We start from the raw sequence: 16459 nt of genomic DNA on the forward strand, positions 1-16459 counted from the left end.
CCCTCCCCTACGAAGACGACGCCGCCGAACTCGCCGAGCGGCCCGATCCACAGGATGCCTCCCACCCGTCGGACACCGTCCCCGGCACCGGCACCCGTGGCACCCATGCCGTCAGCCCGCCCGGGTGTCCCACGTTCCCTCCCCTGTGAGGAACGTGGGACACCACCTCCTGTGCTTCTCAAGTCCACTGGTCGCGAGGTTGATTGGCAGCCCGTTCCCGGCCCACCAATCAATTCACGGAACCTGCCCCTACCGCCGCATTACGCCACGCTCCAGGCGATCCCGTCGAGGATGTCCCACGAACGCGGCTCACCCCGACCGCGTGTACACGCATACGCGTACACTGGCGTCATGACCGAGGACACCGTGACCATACGGGAAGCCCGCGCCCATCTCGCGGAGCGCATCAACCTGGCCGAGGAAGGCACCCCGACGGTCATCACTCGCAACGGCACTCCGGTGGCGGCCGTGGTCCCGATCGCGGATTTCGAAGCCCTGGAAGAGGCGGCCGACGTCATGTTGGCCCGAGAGGCCGAAGGGGTCCTGGCCGAGAACGGCCCCACCGTGACCATGGCCGAGCTGCTGGCAGATCTGTTCACCGAGCGCGGTGAAGGCGCCGCGTGAAGTACGCGTTCCGGTTCACCACGGCGGCGCAGCGGCAGCTCCGGGCCATCAGTCTGCTTGACGCCATGCGCATCCTGACCGCGTTGACCGCACTCGGTGACGACCCGTATCGCGAGGACGCCGACATCAAGAAGCTCACCGGCCCGTCGGGGCTCTACCGGCTGCGGGTCGGAAGCTACCGGGTCGCCTACCAGATCAACGATGGCGAACTCGTCATCCTCGTCGTCAAGGTGGGCGACCGGCGGGACGTGTACCGCAACCTGTAGGCGGTCAGACCAAAGACCATCCGATGCCGTCGAGGATGTCGTGCTCGCTCACCACGACCTCCGACGCCCCGATCCGCTCCATGATCGAGAGCAGTACGAGCGCCCCCGCGCCGATGACGTCGACGCGCCCCGGATGCATGGAGGGAATCGCCGCGCGCTCGGCGTGGGTGGACCTCAGAAGGGTCTCGGTGATCTCGCGGACGCGGTCGTAGGAGACCCGGGAGTGGTGGATGGCCTCGGGGTCGTACGCGGTCAGGTTCTGCGCGATCGCCGACACCGTGGTGACCGAGCCCGCCAGGCCCACCAGGGTGCGGGCCTCGCTCAGCGGGACCGTCTCCGCCGCCAGGTCCAGGGCCGCCTCGATGTCCGAGCGGATCGACGCGATCTGCTCCTCGGTGGGCGGGTCGGTGACGGCGCCGTCCCGCACCAGGTGCCGCTCGGTCATCCGTACGCACCCGATGTCCACGGAGCGTGCCCCGCGCACCTGGTCGTCGCCGACCACGAACTCGGTCGAGCCGCCGCCGATGTCCACGACGAGGTAGGGCTTGGCGAGGTCGTCGCGGCCCGTCAGTTCCCTGGTGGCGCCGGTGAAGGAGAACTCGGCCTCCTGCCCGCCCGAGATGACCTCGGGCTCGACACCCAGGATGTCCAGTACGCCCCGTACGAACTCGTCCCGGTTCTCCGCGTCCCGGGAGGCGGACGTCGCGACGAAGCGCAGCCGCTCGGCTCCGTGCTCCTTGATGACCGCGGCGTACTCCCGGCAGGCCGCGAAGGTCCGCTCCAGCGCCTCGGGAGCCAGCCGCCCCGTCCGGTCGACGCCCTGGCCGAGCCGGACGATGGTCATCCGCCGGTCCAGGTCGACGAGTTCACCCGTGTCGGGGTCGGCGTCGGCGACGAGGAGGCGGATCGAGTTCGTACCGCAGTCGATGGCGGCGACGCGGGTCATGGGCAGGTCCATTTCAGCCCGTCCGGCGTTCGGGGACGAGCGCGTTCAGCGCGAAGGGGGGCCTGGGGGCGCAGCCCCCGGTGGGGATCCCGGCGGGGTCCCCGGCGGGAGGAGGGACGGGCAGGGGCGTAAGTCACTCGGTACCGCACCCGCCCGGCACCACGCACGCGCCCTTCGCCCACCACTCCGGCAGCATCGCGATCGCCTCGTCGCCCAGCGGGTTCACCCCGGGGCCGGCGGCCAGGGAGTGGCCCACGAGGACGTGCAGGCACTTCACGCGGTCCGGCATGCCGCCCGCGCTCGGGAAGCCGTCCAGGACCTCGATGGCGTCACGGCGGGCGATGTAGTCCTCGTGCGCGGCCCGGTAGGCGGCGGCCAGCTCCGGGTCCGTCGAGAGACGTTCCGTCATCTCCTTCATCACGCCGTTCGCCTCCAGCGTGCCGATCGCCGAGGCGGCGCGCGGACACGTCAGGTAGTACGTCGTGGGGAAGGGCGTACCGTCCGGCAGCCGCGGAGCCGTCTCGACGACGTCCGGCTGCCCGCAGGGGCAGCGGTGCGCGATGGCGCGCAGCCCGCGCGGCGGGCGGCCCAGCTGCTGCTTGAAGGCCTCGACGTCCGCGTCGGTCGGCTCGGTGCGCGGGGTGGGAGGCGGGGGCGTGTCCATACCTGTCTTTTCTGTTCCGTTCAATTCACTGGTCGGCGGCGTCGGCCTTGTCCACGCCGTCCCAGACGTTCGCGTACCAGGGGCGGTCGGCCGCGCCGAGGTCGGCGCGCGACTGCTTCGCCGCGTCCGGGTCGATCACGATGTACCCGGTCTCGCCGGGCAGCACGTAGTGCAGCCGCTGCCGGATCTGCTGCTCCGCGTACGCGTCGTCCTGCCAGCGTGCCTTCAGGTCGCGGAGCTGCTCGACCCGCCTGCTGGCCTGGTCGCGCTCGCGTTCCATGTCGGCGATGTCGGCGCGCTGGGAGACGTACTGCCTTATCGGGTAGGCGAGGGCCACGATCAACGTGCAGAGGACCAGGGCGAGCAGGGCCGCCCGGCCGGTCAGGCGGGAGCGGCGGGCCTGGCGCTTGGTCTGGGAGCGGTAGACGCGGGCCGCCGTCTGCTCGCCGAGCAGCTTGATCCTGGTCGCGGTGGAGAACCGGTCCCGGTCCTTCACGGCCATGTTCCCCGCCTCCCCTTCACACGCGCGTACGTCCCCGCACACGGTACGGGACCGGGTACGGGGACGTACGTACGACTGGCTATGCCTTAACCCTGGTTGGTCAGCCCTTGAAGCGGGGGAAGGCGCTGCGGCCGGCGTACACCGCCGCGTCGTCGAGGATCTCCTCGATGCGCAGGAGCTGGTTGTACTTGGCGACGCGGTCCGAGCGGGCCGGGGCGCCGGTCTTGATCTGGCCGCAGTTCACGGCGACGGCGAGGTCGGCGATGGTGACGTCCTCGGTCTCGCCGGAGCGGTGGGACATCATGCACTTGAAGCCGTTGCGCTGGGCCAGCTCGACGGCGTCCAGGGTCTCGGTCAGCGAGCCGATCTGGTTGACCTTGACGAGCAGGGCGTTGGCCGAGCCCTCCTCGATACCGCGGGCGAGGCGCTCCGGGTTGGTGACGAAGAGGTCGTCGCCGACGATCTGGACCTTGTCGCCCAGCTTGTCGGTGATGGTCTTCCAGCCGGCCCAGTCGTCCTCGTACAGCGGGTCCTCGATGGAGATGAGCGGGTACGCGGAGACGAGCTCCTCGTAGTACTCGGTCATCTCGGCGGCCGTGCGGGACTTGCCCTCGAACTCGTACTTGCCGTCCTTGTAGAACTCGGACGCGGCGACGTCGAGCGCGAGGCCGATCTGCTCGCCGGGGACGTAACCGGCCTGCTTGATGGCCTCGATGATGAGGTCGAGGGCGGCGCGGTTGGACTCCAGGTTCGGGGCGAAGCCGCCCTCGTCGCCGAGACCGGTGGACAGGCCCTTGGTCTTCAGCACCTTCTTGAGGGTGTGGTAGATCTCCGCGCCCCAGCGCAGCGCCTCGGAGAAGGACTCCGCGCCGATCGGGGCGATCATGAACTCCTGGATGTCGACGTTGGAGTCCGCGTGGGAGCCGCCGTTGAGGATGTTCATCATCGGGACGGGCAGCAGGTGCGCGTTCGGGCCGCCGAGGTAGCGGAAGAGGGGGAGGTCGCTGGCCTCGGAGGCGGCGTGGGCGACGGCGAGGGAGACGCCGAGGATGGCGTTGGCGCCGAGGGAGCCCTTGTTGTCGGTGGCGTCCAGGTCGAACATGGCCTGGTCGATGAGGCGCTGCTCGGTGGCGTCGTAGCCGACGAGCTCCGGGCCGATCTGCTCGATGACGGCGAGGACGGCCTTCTCGACACCCTTGCCGAGGTAGCGGTTGGGGTCACCGTCGCGCAGCTCGATGGCCTCGAAGGCTCCCGTGGAGGCGCCGGACGGGACGGCGGCACGACCGGTGCTGCCGTCATCGAGGCCGACCTCGACCTCGACGGTGGGGTTGCCTCGCGAGTCGAGGATTTCCCGGGCTACGACGACGTCGATGGACGGCACGAGCATCTCCTTCATGGGATGTGACGCGGGTACGCGGGGCTGCTGGGCCTCGCGCGGGTACGGGGCCGCAGCGGCTCCGCGTTGATGAGCCTAACCGGCTCCGGGGGATCGGCCAGCCGTCCGACCACCCCATGGACGGAACATGAACGGAACCCAGGGTAAACATTGTTCCCCCAGGGAACAAAAAGCCCCGCTCCGGTGCGTACGGGGGAAGACGCACCGAAGCGGGGAGCCCGTGGGGGACGGGGGTGACCCTCACGGGCCCTCACTATGGAAGGCACGGATGTGAGAGCCCTGTGGTTCACCTACGAACCGGCCGGGATGCGGGGAGGGTTCCGGCCCGCAGGTGCCGGGGTCGGCGGCGGTTCGGCCGAGCCGCAGCGGCGTCGGCCGAGGTGCAGCCGCGTCAGCCGCGTCAGCTGAGGTGCAGCTGCTGGCCCGGGAAGATGAAGTCGGCGTCGTCGATGATGTCCTTGTTCAGCTGGAAGAGCTTCTGCCAGCCGCCCTTGACGTCGTGCGCCTCGGCGATCGCGCTCAGGCTGTCGCCCTTGACGACCTTGTACTCGCCGTCGCCCTTCTTGACCTTCTTGCCGGTCGGGGTGGTGACGGTCTTCTTCGCGGCCGGCCGGTCCTGCGAACGCGAGGCCGGCTGGTTGTCGGTGGAGCGGGTGGAGGTCTCGCCGGAGTTGCTGGAGCTGTTCGAGCTGCTGGACGAGCTGTTGTCGCTCGTGCCGGTGCCGCTGCTCGCGCCGCCGTTGTAGGAGGCGCTGGACAGGCCCGTGCCGCAGACCGGCCAGGCACCCTTGCCCTGGCCCGCGAGGACCTTCTCGGCGATGGTTATCTGCTGGGACTTGGAGGCCTGGTCGGCGGTGGAGGCGTACGCCGAGCCGCCGTACGCGGCCCAGGTCGAGGCGGAGAACTGGAGGCCGCCGTAGTAGCCGTTGCCGGTGTTGATGGACCAGTTGCCACCGGACTCGCACTGGGCGACCGTGTCCCACTCGGCGGAGGTGGCGGCGGAGGCGGAGCCGGCCGCGAGGAGCGGAGCGGCGACCGCGGCACCGGTGACACCGGCGATGGCGACGACCCGGGTGGCCTTGGACGGACGGCGGTGCTTGCCCTTACCGGTAAACAGCATGCGTGATCCCCTCACCGACGCCTGCGAGGTGAGCTGTCGGGTTCGGGCCGGTTGAGTTGCCCGGCCGTACGTCCCTCTCGGGCGGCGTACGGCTTCACCCCAAGCCGCTCCGGGACAACTGCCCGGTGCGGCACTTACCTTGGGTCCCCCGCTCCTGCCTACGGCGCTTGATAGCGACGACTGTTCCCGTACGGCCGTTGGCAGGATTCGGCGTTACGACCGGCGGGGCCCACTGTGGCGGGCGATGACGACCGTAAACAGCTGATCCTCCGAAATACAAAGACGATCAGGGCTTCTGAGACCTTTGTCTCACCGCATCGATAACGGACATTCAGCGTCAAACCATGACGTGAACTCCGGTTAGTTTTGCCCGGGTTCGCTACCTAGCGCAAGGGTCTGACCGGGGAGGACGAGGCCCGAGTCCGCGTCGAGGAAGGACTCGGTCCCGGCGGGGGTCCCGGACTGTCCGCCCGCGAGATCGAGCGAGTCGGTGACACCCCAGAGGACGCCCCCGACACTGCCGGCGTACGAGCCCTCGGCCTGGCCGCGGTGACGACCGGTACCGGCGGGGGTTTCGGCGCCGACGGACGCCTCGGCGCCGACTTCACCAACCTGATTTCCCGCACTGCGCCCGGATTTGCCCCCTTCTTCACCCGTTGCGGAGCCCACGGGCGAAACACTCCCTTCCGCCTCGCCGCCCGCGCCCGGCGACGGGGCGGAAGGGGACGGCGACAGGGAGATGGCCGACCCGGCGGAGTCGCCGGGGCCGGTCGTGGCCCCGAGGGACGGCACGGAGGACGGCGACGAGCCGGAGGCGTCGGTCGGGGCCGAGGGGTCGACAGAGGGCGACCCCGAAGGGGTGGGTGACGCCGAAGTCGAGGAGGAGGGAGTGGAGTCCGAGCCCGAGGCCAGACCCAGGCCCGAGGTCCCGTCCGCGGCATCGTCGGCGCCACCCCCGGCCACGCCGGTGTCGACGTCGGCCGAGGCGGTGTCCTTGCCGAGCCCGGACAGCAGTGCGCAGGCCTCCCAGGCCCCCGCCCCCTGGTCGGCGAGTATCTTCTCGCCGATGGCGATCTGCTGCGAACGGCTGGCCTGGTCGGCGCTCCCGGCGTACGCGAGACCGCCGTACTTCTCCCAGTCCGCCTGGGTCAACTGGAGCCCGCCGTAGTGGCCGTTGCCGGCGTCGGCACTCCAGGAGCCGCCGCTCTCGCACTCCGCGACCCGGTCCCAGGTGGTACCGCTGGCCGCGCTGGCGCCGGTCGCACCGAGCAGCGGGATCGCGATGGCGGAGCCTGCCACACCGGCCGCGACGAGCGCGGCCGGGGCCTGACGGGGGCGACGGTGACGACCGTTCCCGGAGAGCATGCGATGGCCTTTCACGAGACAGCGAGGAGCGGTGCGACGGGTGATGCGAGTGATGCAAGGCATCGCACTGGTGCACGAACGTATCGACAGGCGATCACTTGTCACAAGTTAATGCCGCGCAGATCACGTGAAGATCACATTGTTGAGGGAGTGTCACCTTCCCGCGATCCTCTACGACCCCTTCGACGCCGCGTGCCCGGTTCCCCGAACCGGCGTGAACTCGACGGGCAGGGTACGCAGTCCGCGCATGATGAGTCCGCCCCGCCACCTCAACTCGGCTGGATCTGCGCCGAGTTGCAGGTCGGGGAGGCGGGTGAGAAGGGTGGCGAGCGCGCTGCGCCCCTCCAGACGGGCAAGCGGGGCGCCGAGGCAGTAGTGGATGCCGTGGCCGTATCCGAGGTGCTGGTTGTCCCGGCGGGCGAGGTCGAGGGTGTCGGGGTCGGCGAACCGCGCCGGGTCCCGGTCGGCGGCGGCGAGGACGACGAGGACGGGATCGCCGGCCGCGATGTCCTGCCCGCCGACGCTGAGCGGCCGGGTGGCGAAGCGCCAGGTGGCCAGCTCGACGGGACCGTCGTAGCGGAGGAGTTCCTCGATGCCGGTTTCGAGGAGGGAGGAGTCCTCGACGGCGAGGGACGCCTGGAGTCGGGCGCGCTGCTCGGGGTGGGTGAGGAGGGCGTGGACGCCGTTGCCGATCAGATTCACGGTTGTCTCAAAACCGGCGAAGAGCAGGATGAACGCCATGGCCGCGACCTCGTTCTCGGTGAGGTGCTCGCCCTCGTCCGAGGCACGGATGAGCCCGGAGATCAGGTCCTCGCCGGGTTCGGGCACGTCGGTCAGCGCCTCGCGCTTGCGGTGGATCAGCTCGGCGAGATAGCCCCGCATCTTCTTCACGGACCTGGCGACCCCGCCCCGGGGCCCTCCCCCGTGCCGGATCATCATCCCGGCCCAGTCCCGGAAGTCGTCCTGGTCCTCGCGGGGTACGCCCAGCAGGTCGCAGATCGCGTAGATGGGCAGCGGGAAGGCGAACTCGTGGATGAGATCGGCGGAGCCGTTCGCCGCGAACCGGTCGATCAGGTGATCGGTGAGTTCCTGGACGCGGGGCGCGAACTCGGCGACACGGCGCGGAGTGAACGCCTTGGCGACGAACCGACGGAGCCTGGTGTGGTCCGGCGGATCGATGTTGAGCAGATGGGTCATCAGCTCGGCCTTGCGCTCACCGGGGATACCGGTCTTGCCCTTGGCGTGCGCGGGCTCGTCGTGGTGAGCCGGGTTCTTGGAGAGCCGGGGGTCGGCGAGGGCCTGCTTGGCGTCGACGTAACGGGTGACCAGCCAGGCCTCGACGCCACTGGGAAGTCTCGTCCGGTGCACGGGGGCGTGCTCTCGGAGCCAGGCGTAGGCGGGGTAGGGGTCCGTCGCGAACTCCCAGGTGAAGAGTTCGGGGGCGGGGGTCGGAGGCGTGGAGAGGGGCTGGTTGGTCACCCGGTGACGGTATCGGGAGGGCGGACGGCTCCCGCGGGGCCCTCTCGGCTCCGGGACGGCCACACTTCCGGCACGCCTCCCGTGCCGCCCAGGCCTCAGCATCGACCCTGGGGAGCGGTTCCGTGAGGGGCGGGCCCGGCTCAGGGCACCGTCACTCGCCCGTAGCCGCTCCGGAGACCCCGGCCACCCCTTCCCTCACCCGCACCGCGTCCCGATAGGCCCGCGCGGCGGCCCGCAGTGCAGCCTCCGGGTCCACGCCCTCGCGCTCCGCCCGTACCGCCATCTCCAGCAGCTCGTATCCGATGCCCTCGCCCTGGGGCAGCGGGACGTCCAGGGCCGCCGTGTGCACCCGCGACGCCAGTTTCGCCGCCAGCGCCAGGGCGGGCTGGCCGAGGGGGATGCCCTCCGTCACCGACTCCCGCTGCTTCTCGACCGCCTTGGTGCGCAGCCAGTGCTCCTTGACGTCCTCCGGGGTGGACGCCGTCTCGTCGCCGAAGACGTGCGGGTGGCGGTGGATCAGCTTGGTGACGATGCCGGCCGCCACGTCGTCGATCGAGAACGGGGCCGTGCCCTCCTCGCCGTCCTCCGCACTGCCCGCCTCGATGCCGTCCTCGGCGATGCGGGCGTGGAAGACGACCTGGAGCAGGACGTCCCCGAGTTCCTCGCGCAGTTCGTCCCGGTCGCCCTCCTCGATCGCCTCGACGAGTTCGTACGCCTCCTCGATGCCGTACTTCGCCAGGCCTCTGTGGGTCTGGCGGGAGGACCAGGGGCACTCCAGGCGGATGCGGTCCATGACCTGGACGAGGTCGAGGAGGCGGGCGCCGGGGAGGTCGTAGGAGGCGGGGAGGAGTTCGAGGTCCGGCATCCGGACGCGGCCGGAGCCGGCGAGGCGGGCCAGGCCGTCCGTGAGGGCCGGGTCGCCCTCGCCGGTCGTGACGACCACGGACGTCCGGCCTCCCGCGCAGGCGTCGATCAGCGCCTCGGCGGTCGGGGAGGCCTCCTCGACCGCTATGCCGGCCTCCCGCAGATACGGCAGCTGCGGATGCGCACCGTCCGCGCACAGCACCCGGTCGGCCGCGTGCAGGGTCTGCCAGGCGGGCCAGGACAGCAGGCCGGGGGCGACGCGGTGGCTGGTGGTGAGCAGGACGACACGACCGGGGTCGGTCTCCGTCTCCGGAGCGGTCTCGAAGCCGCTGGTTGCGTTCACCCTCCGAACGTAACTCACCCCGCCGACAGCCCCAGCGGTTGTCCACAGGCCTGCCACCCCTGTGCACACCGGCGCCCGCACACGCGTACACGCACGCATCCGCACATCCGTACGGACAACCGTTACGCCGTGGCCGTTACCTCATGGCCGTTACGCCGTCTCCTCGGCCGTCTGCGCCGCCGTGATCTCCCGTACCCAGGGTGTCTTCGCGTCGACGCGGCTGCTCTTCTGGACGTCCCAGCTGCCGTAGCGCGGGTTGAGGTCGACGTCGAGGGTCTTCGAGGCCTCGGACATCGCCTTCCAGAACGTGGCCTGGCCGTCCGGCGAGTTCATGTCGGCGCCGAGCGCGGCGGCCAGTTTCTGGGCCACGATCTCGGTGTGCAGGCTGTCGTCGAGGCGTGCCGGGGCGACGCCGTACTGCTGGAGCCACGCGTCCGACAGGGCCTTCGCGCTGCCCGCCTGCTGTTCCAGGGAGGCCCGCAGGGTCTGGACGTCCTTGCGGGTCACGGTCACGCCCGCGTTCTTCGCGGCCTGGTTCAGGACGCGGTCGAGGACCATCGTGTGCAGGGTGTCCCGGGTGAGGCTGCCGGTTCTGGCGACGGCCTGCGCGTACTGGGCCTCGTCCGAGGTGGCCGCCCGCTGCGCCGCGCGCACCTCGTTCACCCTGCTCTCCAGCTGCGCGACCGTGATCCGCTGCCCGCCGACGACGGCCGCCGCGCCGGGATGCGCGTCGTTTCCGCAGGCGGTGAGGAGCGGTGCCGCCGCGACGATCGCGGCGGACAGGAACAGCGCGGTGCGACGACGGCGGTGCAAGGAAGCCTCCTGAGGAGATTGTGCAGACCAGCAGGTGCGGCGCGCAGCGCCTCGTTGAGGGGTGGCGGTCGGGCGACGGGCGGGCGCACAAAGTCTTGCGGTGATCGATGTTAGGCAGTGGCCGGGCTCTGGCCAAGCCATTCGACCAACGATTCACCGGGACTTCGGGCACCGCCATCCCGCCATGTCCGCCCTGGCCGTGTCAGCCGGTGATCGCCACCGGTGCGTCCCACGCGTTGCGGTCCACGGTGATCGTGTAACCGCCGCGCGTCTCCTTGCTGTTGACCATGTACTGGTGGGCCCGGCTGTGGTTGGTCCACAGCGTGGCGGCGAAGGGCCAGTCCGCGGTGGTGGTGTTCTGCTTGTCCCACAGCGCGTACCACATGTTGCCCGGCAGGTTGGTGCGGTCGGTGGCCTGGGCTATCGCCTTCGCGCTGGAGCTGGTGAAGCCGTAGTAGCCGGTGCGGTACGTCTTGGCCTGGAGCGCCTTGCCGAAGGCACGCACGTACGTCAGTACGGCGTCGTTGCACGCCTTGTTCGTGATGTCGTACGACTCCATGTCGAGGTAGACCGGGCTGCCGGCCTTCATGCCGAGCACCGATGCCTTGGTCACCGCGTCCGCCGCGTCCGCCGCGCCGAGGGAGGCCGCGGTGGCGGCGGTGATCTTCTCGGGGCTGGAGCCGGTCTGGCAGGAGGGCTGGGCGCCGACGTACAGGGGGATGAGTTTCCAGCCCTGGGCGCTGACCGACTTCACCCAGGACGCGGTGAGGTTGGGCTGGGCGCAGCCGCGGTTCTTGCCGCCTATGTAGACGGCCGCGGCGCCGTAGAAGTTGTTGGTGCGCCAGGCCTTCATCGCGGCGAGGGAGGGTGCGGTGCAGGTGTCGAACGCGCGGCCGGTGTAGGTGCGTTGGGCGGGCCAGGTGGTGGCGGCCATCGACGACTGCGCGGCGAGTCCGGCCCCGGCGACGACGGCCGCGCCGGCCACCGCCCAGGTGACGTATCGGCGCTTCTTGGACTGCCGGTGACTGGACACCACGTAACCCACCCCTGGTTCTGTGACACGAAAGCAGGTCGCAACGTAACCGGCGTCGTTCCCGTGTTCGGGAAAAACCGGCTCCAGAGGCCCACAAGATTCCCTCAAGCCACGGCAAACCCTAGCCGCGCACCTGCCCCAGCCACTCCAGGGTCCGTCGGATCTCGGCCGCCAGCGGGTGTCCGGGGCCGCGCAGTCGGTCCACGTCGTGGAGGAGGCGGGCGAGGGTGTCGCGGGCGGCGGTGCGGTCGCCGAGGGCGAGGAGGAGGTGGCCGATGCGGCGGCGGACGTCGAGGGCGAGTTCCGGGTCGCCGGCGACGTACTGGTTCTCGTAGTACGGCAGCAGGGCGCGGTACTCGGCGAGGGCCGCCGCGGGTTCGCCGAGCTGTTCGAGGCACTGGGCGGCCTCGTAGCGGAAGCGCAGCGCCTGGGGGTCGGCCTGGCCGGCCTCGGCGGCGCGTTCGTCGGCGAGGCGGCGGAGTTCGGGCAGGGCGCGACGGTACTGGCCGTCGTCCATGAGGGTGGCCGCGTACTGCTTGCGGAGGGTGCGGACGACCGGGGAGTGCTCGCCGTGCTGTTCGGCGGCGGCGGGCAGGATCCCGCCCAGGATGTCGACGGCCTGGGTGATCCGGCCCTCACCGAGGAGGCGTTTGACCTCGTCGACGGCTCCGGCGACGTCGGGCCGCTCGGCCGCCGGGGCTGCCGTCGGCTGGGGCGCGGGGGTGCGGGCGCGGTCCGGCCAGGGGGCGTGCGGGCGCAGGAAGGGGCGTGTGGGGTCGAGGGGCGCCCCGGTGGGCATCCCGCGCTCCGGGAGGAGCAGCGCCAGGTGTTCGTACACCTCCTGCGCGGAGGCGGGCCGGTGCTGGGGGTCCTTGGCGAGCAGCCGCAGGACGAGCGCCTCCAGCGACTCGGGCACCTCGGGTCTGAGCCGGCGCACGGGCAGCGGCGGTTCGTACAGGTGCCGGTGGAGCACCCCGAGGGCCGTCGAACCCGAGAACGGCACGTCCCCGCTGAGGAGTTCGTGGAGGAGTACGCCGAGTGCGTACAGGTCGGTGTACGGGCCGACCGCGCCGCCCATCGCCTGCTCGGGGGCCATGTAGGCGGGCGAGCCGATGGGTGAACCGGTGTGGGTGAGGCGGGTGGTGTCCGTGTCCATGACGGAGGCGACGCCCAGGTCGAGGACGGTGACCGTGCCGTCCTGCTTCACCATCACGTTGCGCGGCTTGAGGTCGCGGTGAACGATCGGCACGGCGTGCACGGCGCTCAGCACGGCGCACAGTTGCGCGGCCACCGCGACGGCCCACTGCCAGGGGTAGGGGTCGTGTTCGGCGAGGTGGTCGGAGAGGTCGGCGCCGTCGACGTACTGCATGACGAGGAACAGTTCCTCGCCCTCGCTGCCCGCGTCGTGCACGGTGACGAGCCCGGGGTGGTCGACCTGCGCGGTCACCCGGCACTCACGCACGAAACGGCGGCGCAGTTCGTCGGCCTCCTGGCCTGCGACCTTGTCCGGCCGCAGCAGCTTCACGGCCACGCGCCGGTCGAGCCGCTGGTCGTACGCCGTCCACACCTGGCCCATACCGCCCTGTCCGATGAGCGTGGACAGTTCGTACCGGTCGGCGATGACTCGGCCCGTCGCCACACTCACCGTCCGCCCTCAGGGCTGTTGTTGTGGTTGCCACTGCCACTGCTATTGCCGTTGCCGTTGCTGTCGTGCTTGCGCAGGTAGTCGCTGAGCTCGTCGAGTTCGGCGCGCACCTGGTCGATACGCGCGGGCGCGGGGCGCTGCTGCGGCGGAGGCGGTACGGGGCCCTGGGCGACGGGCGGCCGGGGTGCCGGCGTATGGGGCTGGGGCTGGGGTATCGGCGTGTGGGGCATGGGGGGCTGCTGCGGCCCGGTCTGCATGTTCGCGTACGGCGACACGGACGGGGGCGGGTAGCCGTACCCGGGAGCCATGGCCGCGGCTCCGGCCGGCGCGTAACCGGCGTACCGGTACTGCCTGTTGTCCGTCCGTATGTCCATGACCAGGAAGTACGTGCTGGCCAGGGCACCCAGGACCAACACGGTGCCGAGGGCGATGTCGCCTTTGACGTTGTTCTCCTCCACCGTGCCGACCACCGCGAAGCACACGATGGACAGCGGCAGACTCACCCAGGCCGCCGCCCAGTTGAACCACCTGCCGCGCAGAAAGGCGACGCGGAACAGCGGCAGACACGCCATGAGGCCGCACGAGAGGAACCCGGCGGCGGCGATCAGTACGCGCAGGGTGATGACGGTGCCCATGCTGCGGGTGGGCGGCGGCGCGCCGGGGCCGTACATGACTGCTCCTGGACCGGGGGATGCCGACGGGGACGGGCGTACGAGTGACAGGTTCGGTGTCGGAGTTCGAGCGTATAGGCCGACGCCGACAACGGGTCCGGGTTGTACCGAACCGTTGTCGTCCTGTCGTCCCGCGGTCCTGTCGTCCTGGCTGCGTCAGTAGGTCAGTCGGGTGCGACGGTCCCGTCCGTCAGCCCGTCGTACATGCCCCGCACGAGCTGTCCGCCGAGCCGGCCCGCCTGCCGCAGGGCCTCCTCGAACTCGGCGAGCGCCCTGAACCGCGCTCCGTAGCGCCGCTGTTCGTCCAGCGACAGCCGGGGCAGTTGCAGTCGGCGGACGTCGAGCCGGGTCGCGGTGGACGCGTAGCTGCTGGCCTGCCGGTTGTTGGCGGTACCGCGCAGGAAGCCGGCGAGGAACCACGGGTCGAGGGCGGCCGGATCGGGCCGCAGGAGAACGAGACTGCGGCCGAGAACGGCCCCCGCGGTCGCGTCGTCCACCACGCGCGCGACGGACCCGCCGCCGAGGACCGGCACGACGACGTCCCCGGCCGCCACCCGCACGGCCGCCTCGTCGCTCTCGGGCAGAGTGCCGGAGGGAGCGGTTCCGGCGAGGACGTCCTGGTCGGTGAGCACGGGCACGCGCGCGTGGCCGCCGTTTCCGCCCGTACGCATCACCAGGGCGCCCCCGCGCGCGAGTTCGCCGATGGTGATGAGCGGCCAGCGCCCGGGCTGCTCCCCGGTGGGCCCGGCGGGGGCGGGCGGGGTGAGGTCCACGGTCAGCCGCAGGGTCTCGCCGAGCCGGTCCCGTACGTCGCTCAGGTGCTCGCCGTCGCCCGCGGCGGCGGGCGGGAGGTGACGGGCCGGGGCGAGGTCGACATCGTCGTCGAGGAGTTCGATGACGGGCACGGACCGTGCGACGCCCGGCTGCTCGACCGCCGTACCGGCCCGCTCGAAGGGCCGCCAGGCGCCGAGAACGGCGGTGCGCACGGCCTCCCAGTCGAGCCCGTCGCGCCCGGTGTGCTCGGCGACGGTCCCCGTGTCGGCGAGCAGCACCTCGGGCTGCGCGGACGCCTTGCCGGGCCGCCGCAACACCCACAGGTGCAACGGGATGTTGTACGGGGGTGCCGCGCCGACCGGCAGCGCGATCACCGCGCGCAGCGCCCCGCGCCGCAGCAGATCGGCGCGGATGCGACGCCCCGAACGCCGGGACGCGGCGGCCGGCGGCATCAGCAGTACGGCGGTGCCGCCGTCCCTGAGCCGGGCGAGCGCGTGCTGCACCCAGGCCAGCTCGGACTCGTTGCGGGCCGGGAACCCGTACTCCCAGCGGGCGTCGTACGCGAGTTCGTCGTGCCCCCAGTTGCGCTCGTTGAACGGCGGATGACAGAGGACGGCGTCTGCCCTGAGCCCGGGATAGGCGTCCGCGCGAAGCGCGTCCCCGGCGGCCGTGCGGACGACCACGTTCCGGCCCTGGAGTGCGAGCCGGAGGGCGGTGAGCGCGGCCAGCTCAGGGGCACTGTCCTGGCCGTACAACTCCCGCTCGGAATCGTCCCGTTCGACCTCCCGCGCACCCCGCGCGGGAACGGCGCGCAGCAGCGCACCGGTGCCGCAGGCCGGGTCGAGGACGGTGCGCGCCGGGCCGGCGAGGTCCCCCATGAGCCGGGCCAGCTCGGCCGGGGTGAGCGTGTACTGCCGCGGGTTGGCGTCGAGATGCCGCCCGACCAGGAACTCGTAGGCCTGCCGCGCCCCCAGCTCGGCGGCGAGCTCGGCGACACCGCGGAGAAGGGGGACGGAGGGAAGGAGTTCGGGGCCGGTGGGCGTGTGTACGGCGGGTGCGGGTGCGGGTGTTGGTGCCGCTGCCGGTGCGTCGGCGGGCGCGACCGCGAGGGCGTCGGCGATGCTGTCGCTGTGTACGGCGGGCGAGCTGTGTACGCGGGGCGAGGTGGGGGTGGTGTGAACGCCGGATGCCGGAGGGGAGGCGTGCACGCCGGACGCGGAAGGGGAGGCGTGTACGCCGGGCGCGGAAGGGGAGGCGTGTACGCCGGGCGGGGTGTTCACAGTGGCCGAGTTGTTCACACCGCCCGGCCCGTTCACATTCGGCACGTCGCGCTCACCCGGCGGAGTGTGAACCCCCCGAACATCAGTCCGGCTGTGAACCCCTCGTGCGGCCGGCGCCGTGTGAACTGCCCGCACGGCCGGCGAGGTGTGAACCCCGCGCTTCCCCGCGAGGCCGAAACGCGGGGCGATCACCTGTTCCAGCGAGGCGGGGAGGCGGGCGGCGAGGCGTTCGTCGGAGACCGCGCCGAGTTCCAGCCAGACGGTCGGGCGGTCGTGGATGAGCAGCAGGACGCAGCCCGCGTGGACGAGGGCGGTGGCCGGGCCCTCGGGGTGGCCGACGAGTTGCTGCCAGACGCGTTCACGGAGGGGCACTTCGGCGAGTTTTCCCTGGTGGCGGAGCCAGGACTCGACCTCGGCGAGCGCGAAGGCGGGGCTGGTCTCGGTACCGCCGACAGGCTTCGGGAAGTCGGCGTGACGGCGGCGCCAGTTGCTGACGGCGGCGCGGCCGACGCCCGCGAGCCGTGCGATTCCGGCGGCGGTCACTTCCGTGGCGTTGTCCTGCACGCGCCGCGCTCCCCTCGTCCAGCGCACGACCCTCGGCGTTCCCGTGTGCGGCTCCGTTTCCCGTACACAGCCCTGGTCGTGCAGCCCTCGCTTCAGTGTGACGCCGAGCA

15 protein-coding genes and 1 riboswitch are annotated in these 16459 nt (G+C 71.3%); of the genes, 2 read left to right on the forward strand and 13 right to left on the reverse strand.

Annotated features, from left to right (window positions below; translation table 11 throughout):
- Positions 1–351: 351 nt before the first annotated feature.
- Complete coding sequence (locus OG595_RS16415) at positions 352–624, forward strand: type II toxin-antitoxin system Phd/YefM family antitoxin (RefSeq protein ID WP_329272759.1); 273 nt, start codon at positions 352–354, stop codon at positions 622–624.
- On the forward strand, positions 621–890 hold the full coding sequence (locus OG595_RS16420; RefSeq protein ID WP_329272762.1) for a type II toxin-antitoxin system RelE family toxin: 270 nt from the start codon (positions 621–623) through the stop codon (positions 888–890). Before OG595_RS16415 ends, OG595_RS16420 begins: the two co-directional genes overlap by 4 nt.
- Positions 891–894: 4 nt before the next feature.
- Here the strand turns inward: OG595_RS16420 and OG595_RS16425 are convergent, their stop codons facing one another.
- The 13 genes from OG595_RS16425 to OG595_RS16485 all read right to left on the reverse strand — a co-directional run bounded on the left by OG595_RS16425 (position 895) and on the right by OG595_RS16485 (position 16349).
- Positions 895–1836 carry a Ppx/GppA phosphatase family protein gene (locus tag OG595_RS16425; protein ID WP_329272765.1) on the reverse strand — a complete coding sequence of 314 codons (942 nt, stop codon included), beginning with the start codon at positions 1834–1836 and terminating at the stop codon, positions 895–897.
- Positions 1837–1969: 133 nt separating this feature from the next.
- Complete coding sequence (locus tag OG595_RS16430; protein WP_329272766.1) at positions 1970–2500, reverse strand: DUF501 domain-containing protein; 531 nt, start codon at positions 2498–2500, stop codon at positions 1970–1972.
- Positions 2501–2525: 25 nt separating this feature from the next.
- Positions 2526–3002: an FtsB family cell division protein gene (locus OG595_RS16435; protein ID WP_329272767.1), complete on the reverse strand. Its 477-nt coding sequence runs from the start codon at positions 3000–3002 to the stop codon at positions 2526–2528.
- Positions 3003–3102: 100 nt separating this feature from the next.
- Complete coding sequence (gene eno / locus OG595_RS16440; protein WP_053741659.1) at positions 3103–4389, reverse strand: phosphopyruvate hydratase; 1287 nt, start codon at positions 4387–4389, stop codon at positions 3103–3105.
- 409 nt (positions 4390–4798) lie between these two features.
- On the reverse strand, positions 4799–5518 hold the full coding sequence (locus tag OG595_RS16445; protein ID WP_329272769.1) for a transglycosylase family protein: 720 nt from the start codon (positions 5516–5518) through the stop codon (positions 4799–4801).
- A gap of 3 nt (positions 5519–5521) precedes the next feature.
- A riboswitch (cyclic di-AMP (ydaO/yuaA leader) is annotated at positions 5522–5694 on the reverse strand.
- 184 nt (positions 5695–5878) lie between these two features.
- Entirely contained in the window at positions 5879–6883 is a 1005-nt protein-coding gene (locus OG595_RS16450; protein ID WP_329272771.1) for a transglycosylase family protein, read from the reverse strand.
- A gap of 171 nt (positions 6884–7054) precedes the next feature.
- Positions 7055–8362, reverse strand: coding sequence for a cytochrome P450 family protein (locus OG595_RS16455; protein WP_329272773.1), 1308 nt, complete (start codon positions 8360–8362; stop codon positions 7055–7057).
- Between the two features lie 151 nt (positions 8363–8513).
- Complete coding sequence (locus tag OG595_RS16460) at positions 8514–9569, reverse strand: nucleoside triphosphate pyrophosphohydrolase (protein ID WP_329272776.1); 1056 nt, start codon at positions 9567–9569, stop codon at positions 8514–8516.
- A 150-nt stretch (positions 9570–9719) separates the two neighbouring features.
- Positions 9720–10382, reverse strand: a complete 663-nt coding sequence (locus OG595_RS16465) for a SurA N-terminal domain-containing protein (RefSeq protein ID WP_329272778.1) — start codon at positions 10380–10382, stop codon at positions 9720–9722.
- Between the two features lie 202 nt (positions 10383–10584).
- Positions 10585–11415, reverse strand: coding sequence for a glycoside hydrolase domain-containing protein (locus OG595_RS16470; RefSeq protein WP_329282934.1), 831 nt, complete (start codon positions 11413–11415; stop codon positions 10585–10587).
- Between the two features lie 121 nt (positions 11416–11536).
- Positions 11537–13018 carry a protein kinase domain-containing protein gene (locus OG595_RS16475; protein ID WP_329282935.1) on the reverse strand — a complete coding sequence of 494 codons (1482 nt, stop codon included), beginning with the start codon at positions 13016–13018 and terminating at the stop codon, positions 11537–11539.
- 38 nt (positions 13019–13056) lie between these two features.
- The gene (locus tag OG595_RS16480) at positions 13057–13731 is read right to left on the reverse strand and encodes a hypothetical protein (RefSeq protein WP_329272781.1); all 675 of its coding nucleotides are present in this window, start codon (positions 13729–13731) and stop codon (positions 13057–13059) included.
- A 164-nt stretch (positions 13732–13895) separates the two neighbouring features.
- Positions 13896–16349: an N-6 DNA methylase gene (locus OG595_RS16485; protein WP_329272784.1), complete on the reverse strand. Its 2454-nt coding sequence runs from the start codon at positions 16347–16349 to the stop codon at positions 13896–13898.
- Positions 16350–16459 lie beyond the last annotated feature (110 nt).

The organism is Streptomyces sp. NBC_01451, from assembly GCF_036227485.1.
In the GTDB taxonomy this organism is placed as follows: Bacteria; Actinomycetota; Actinomycetes; order Streptomycetales; family Streptomycetaceae; genus Streptomyces.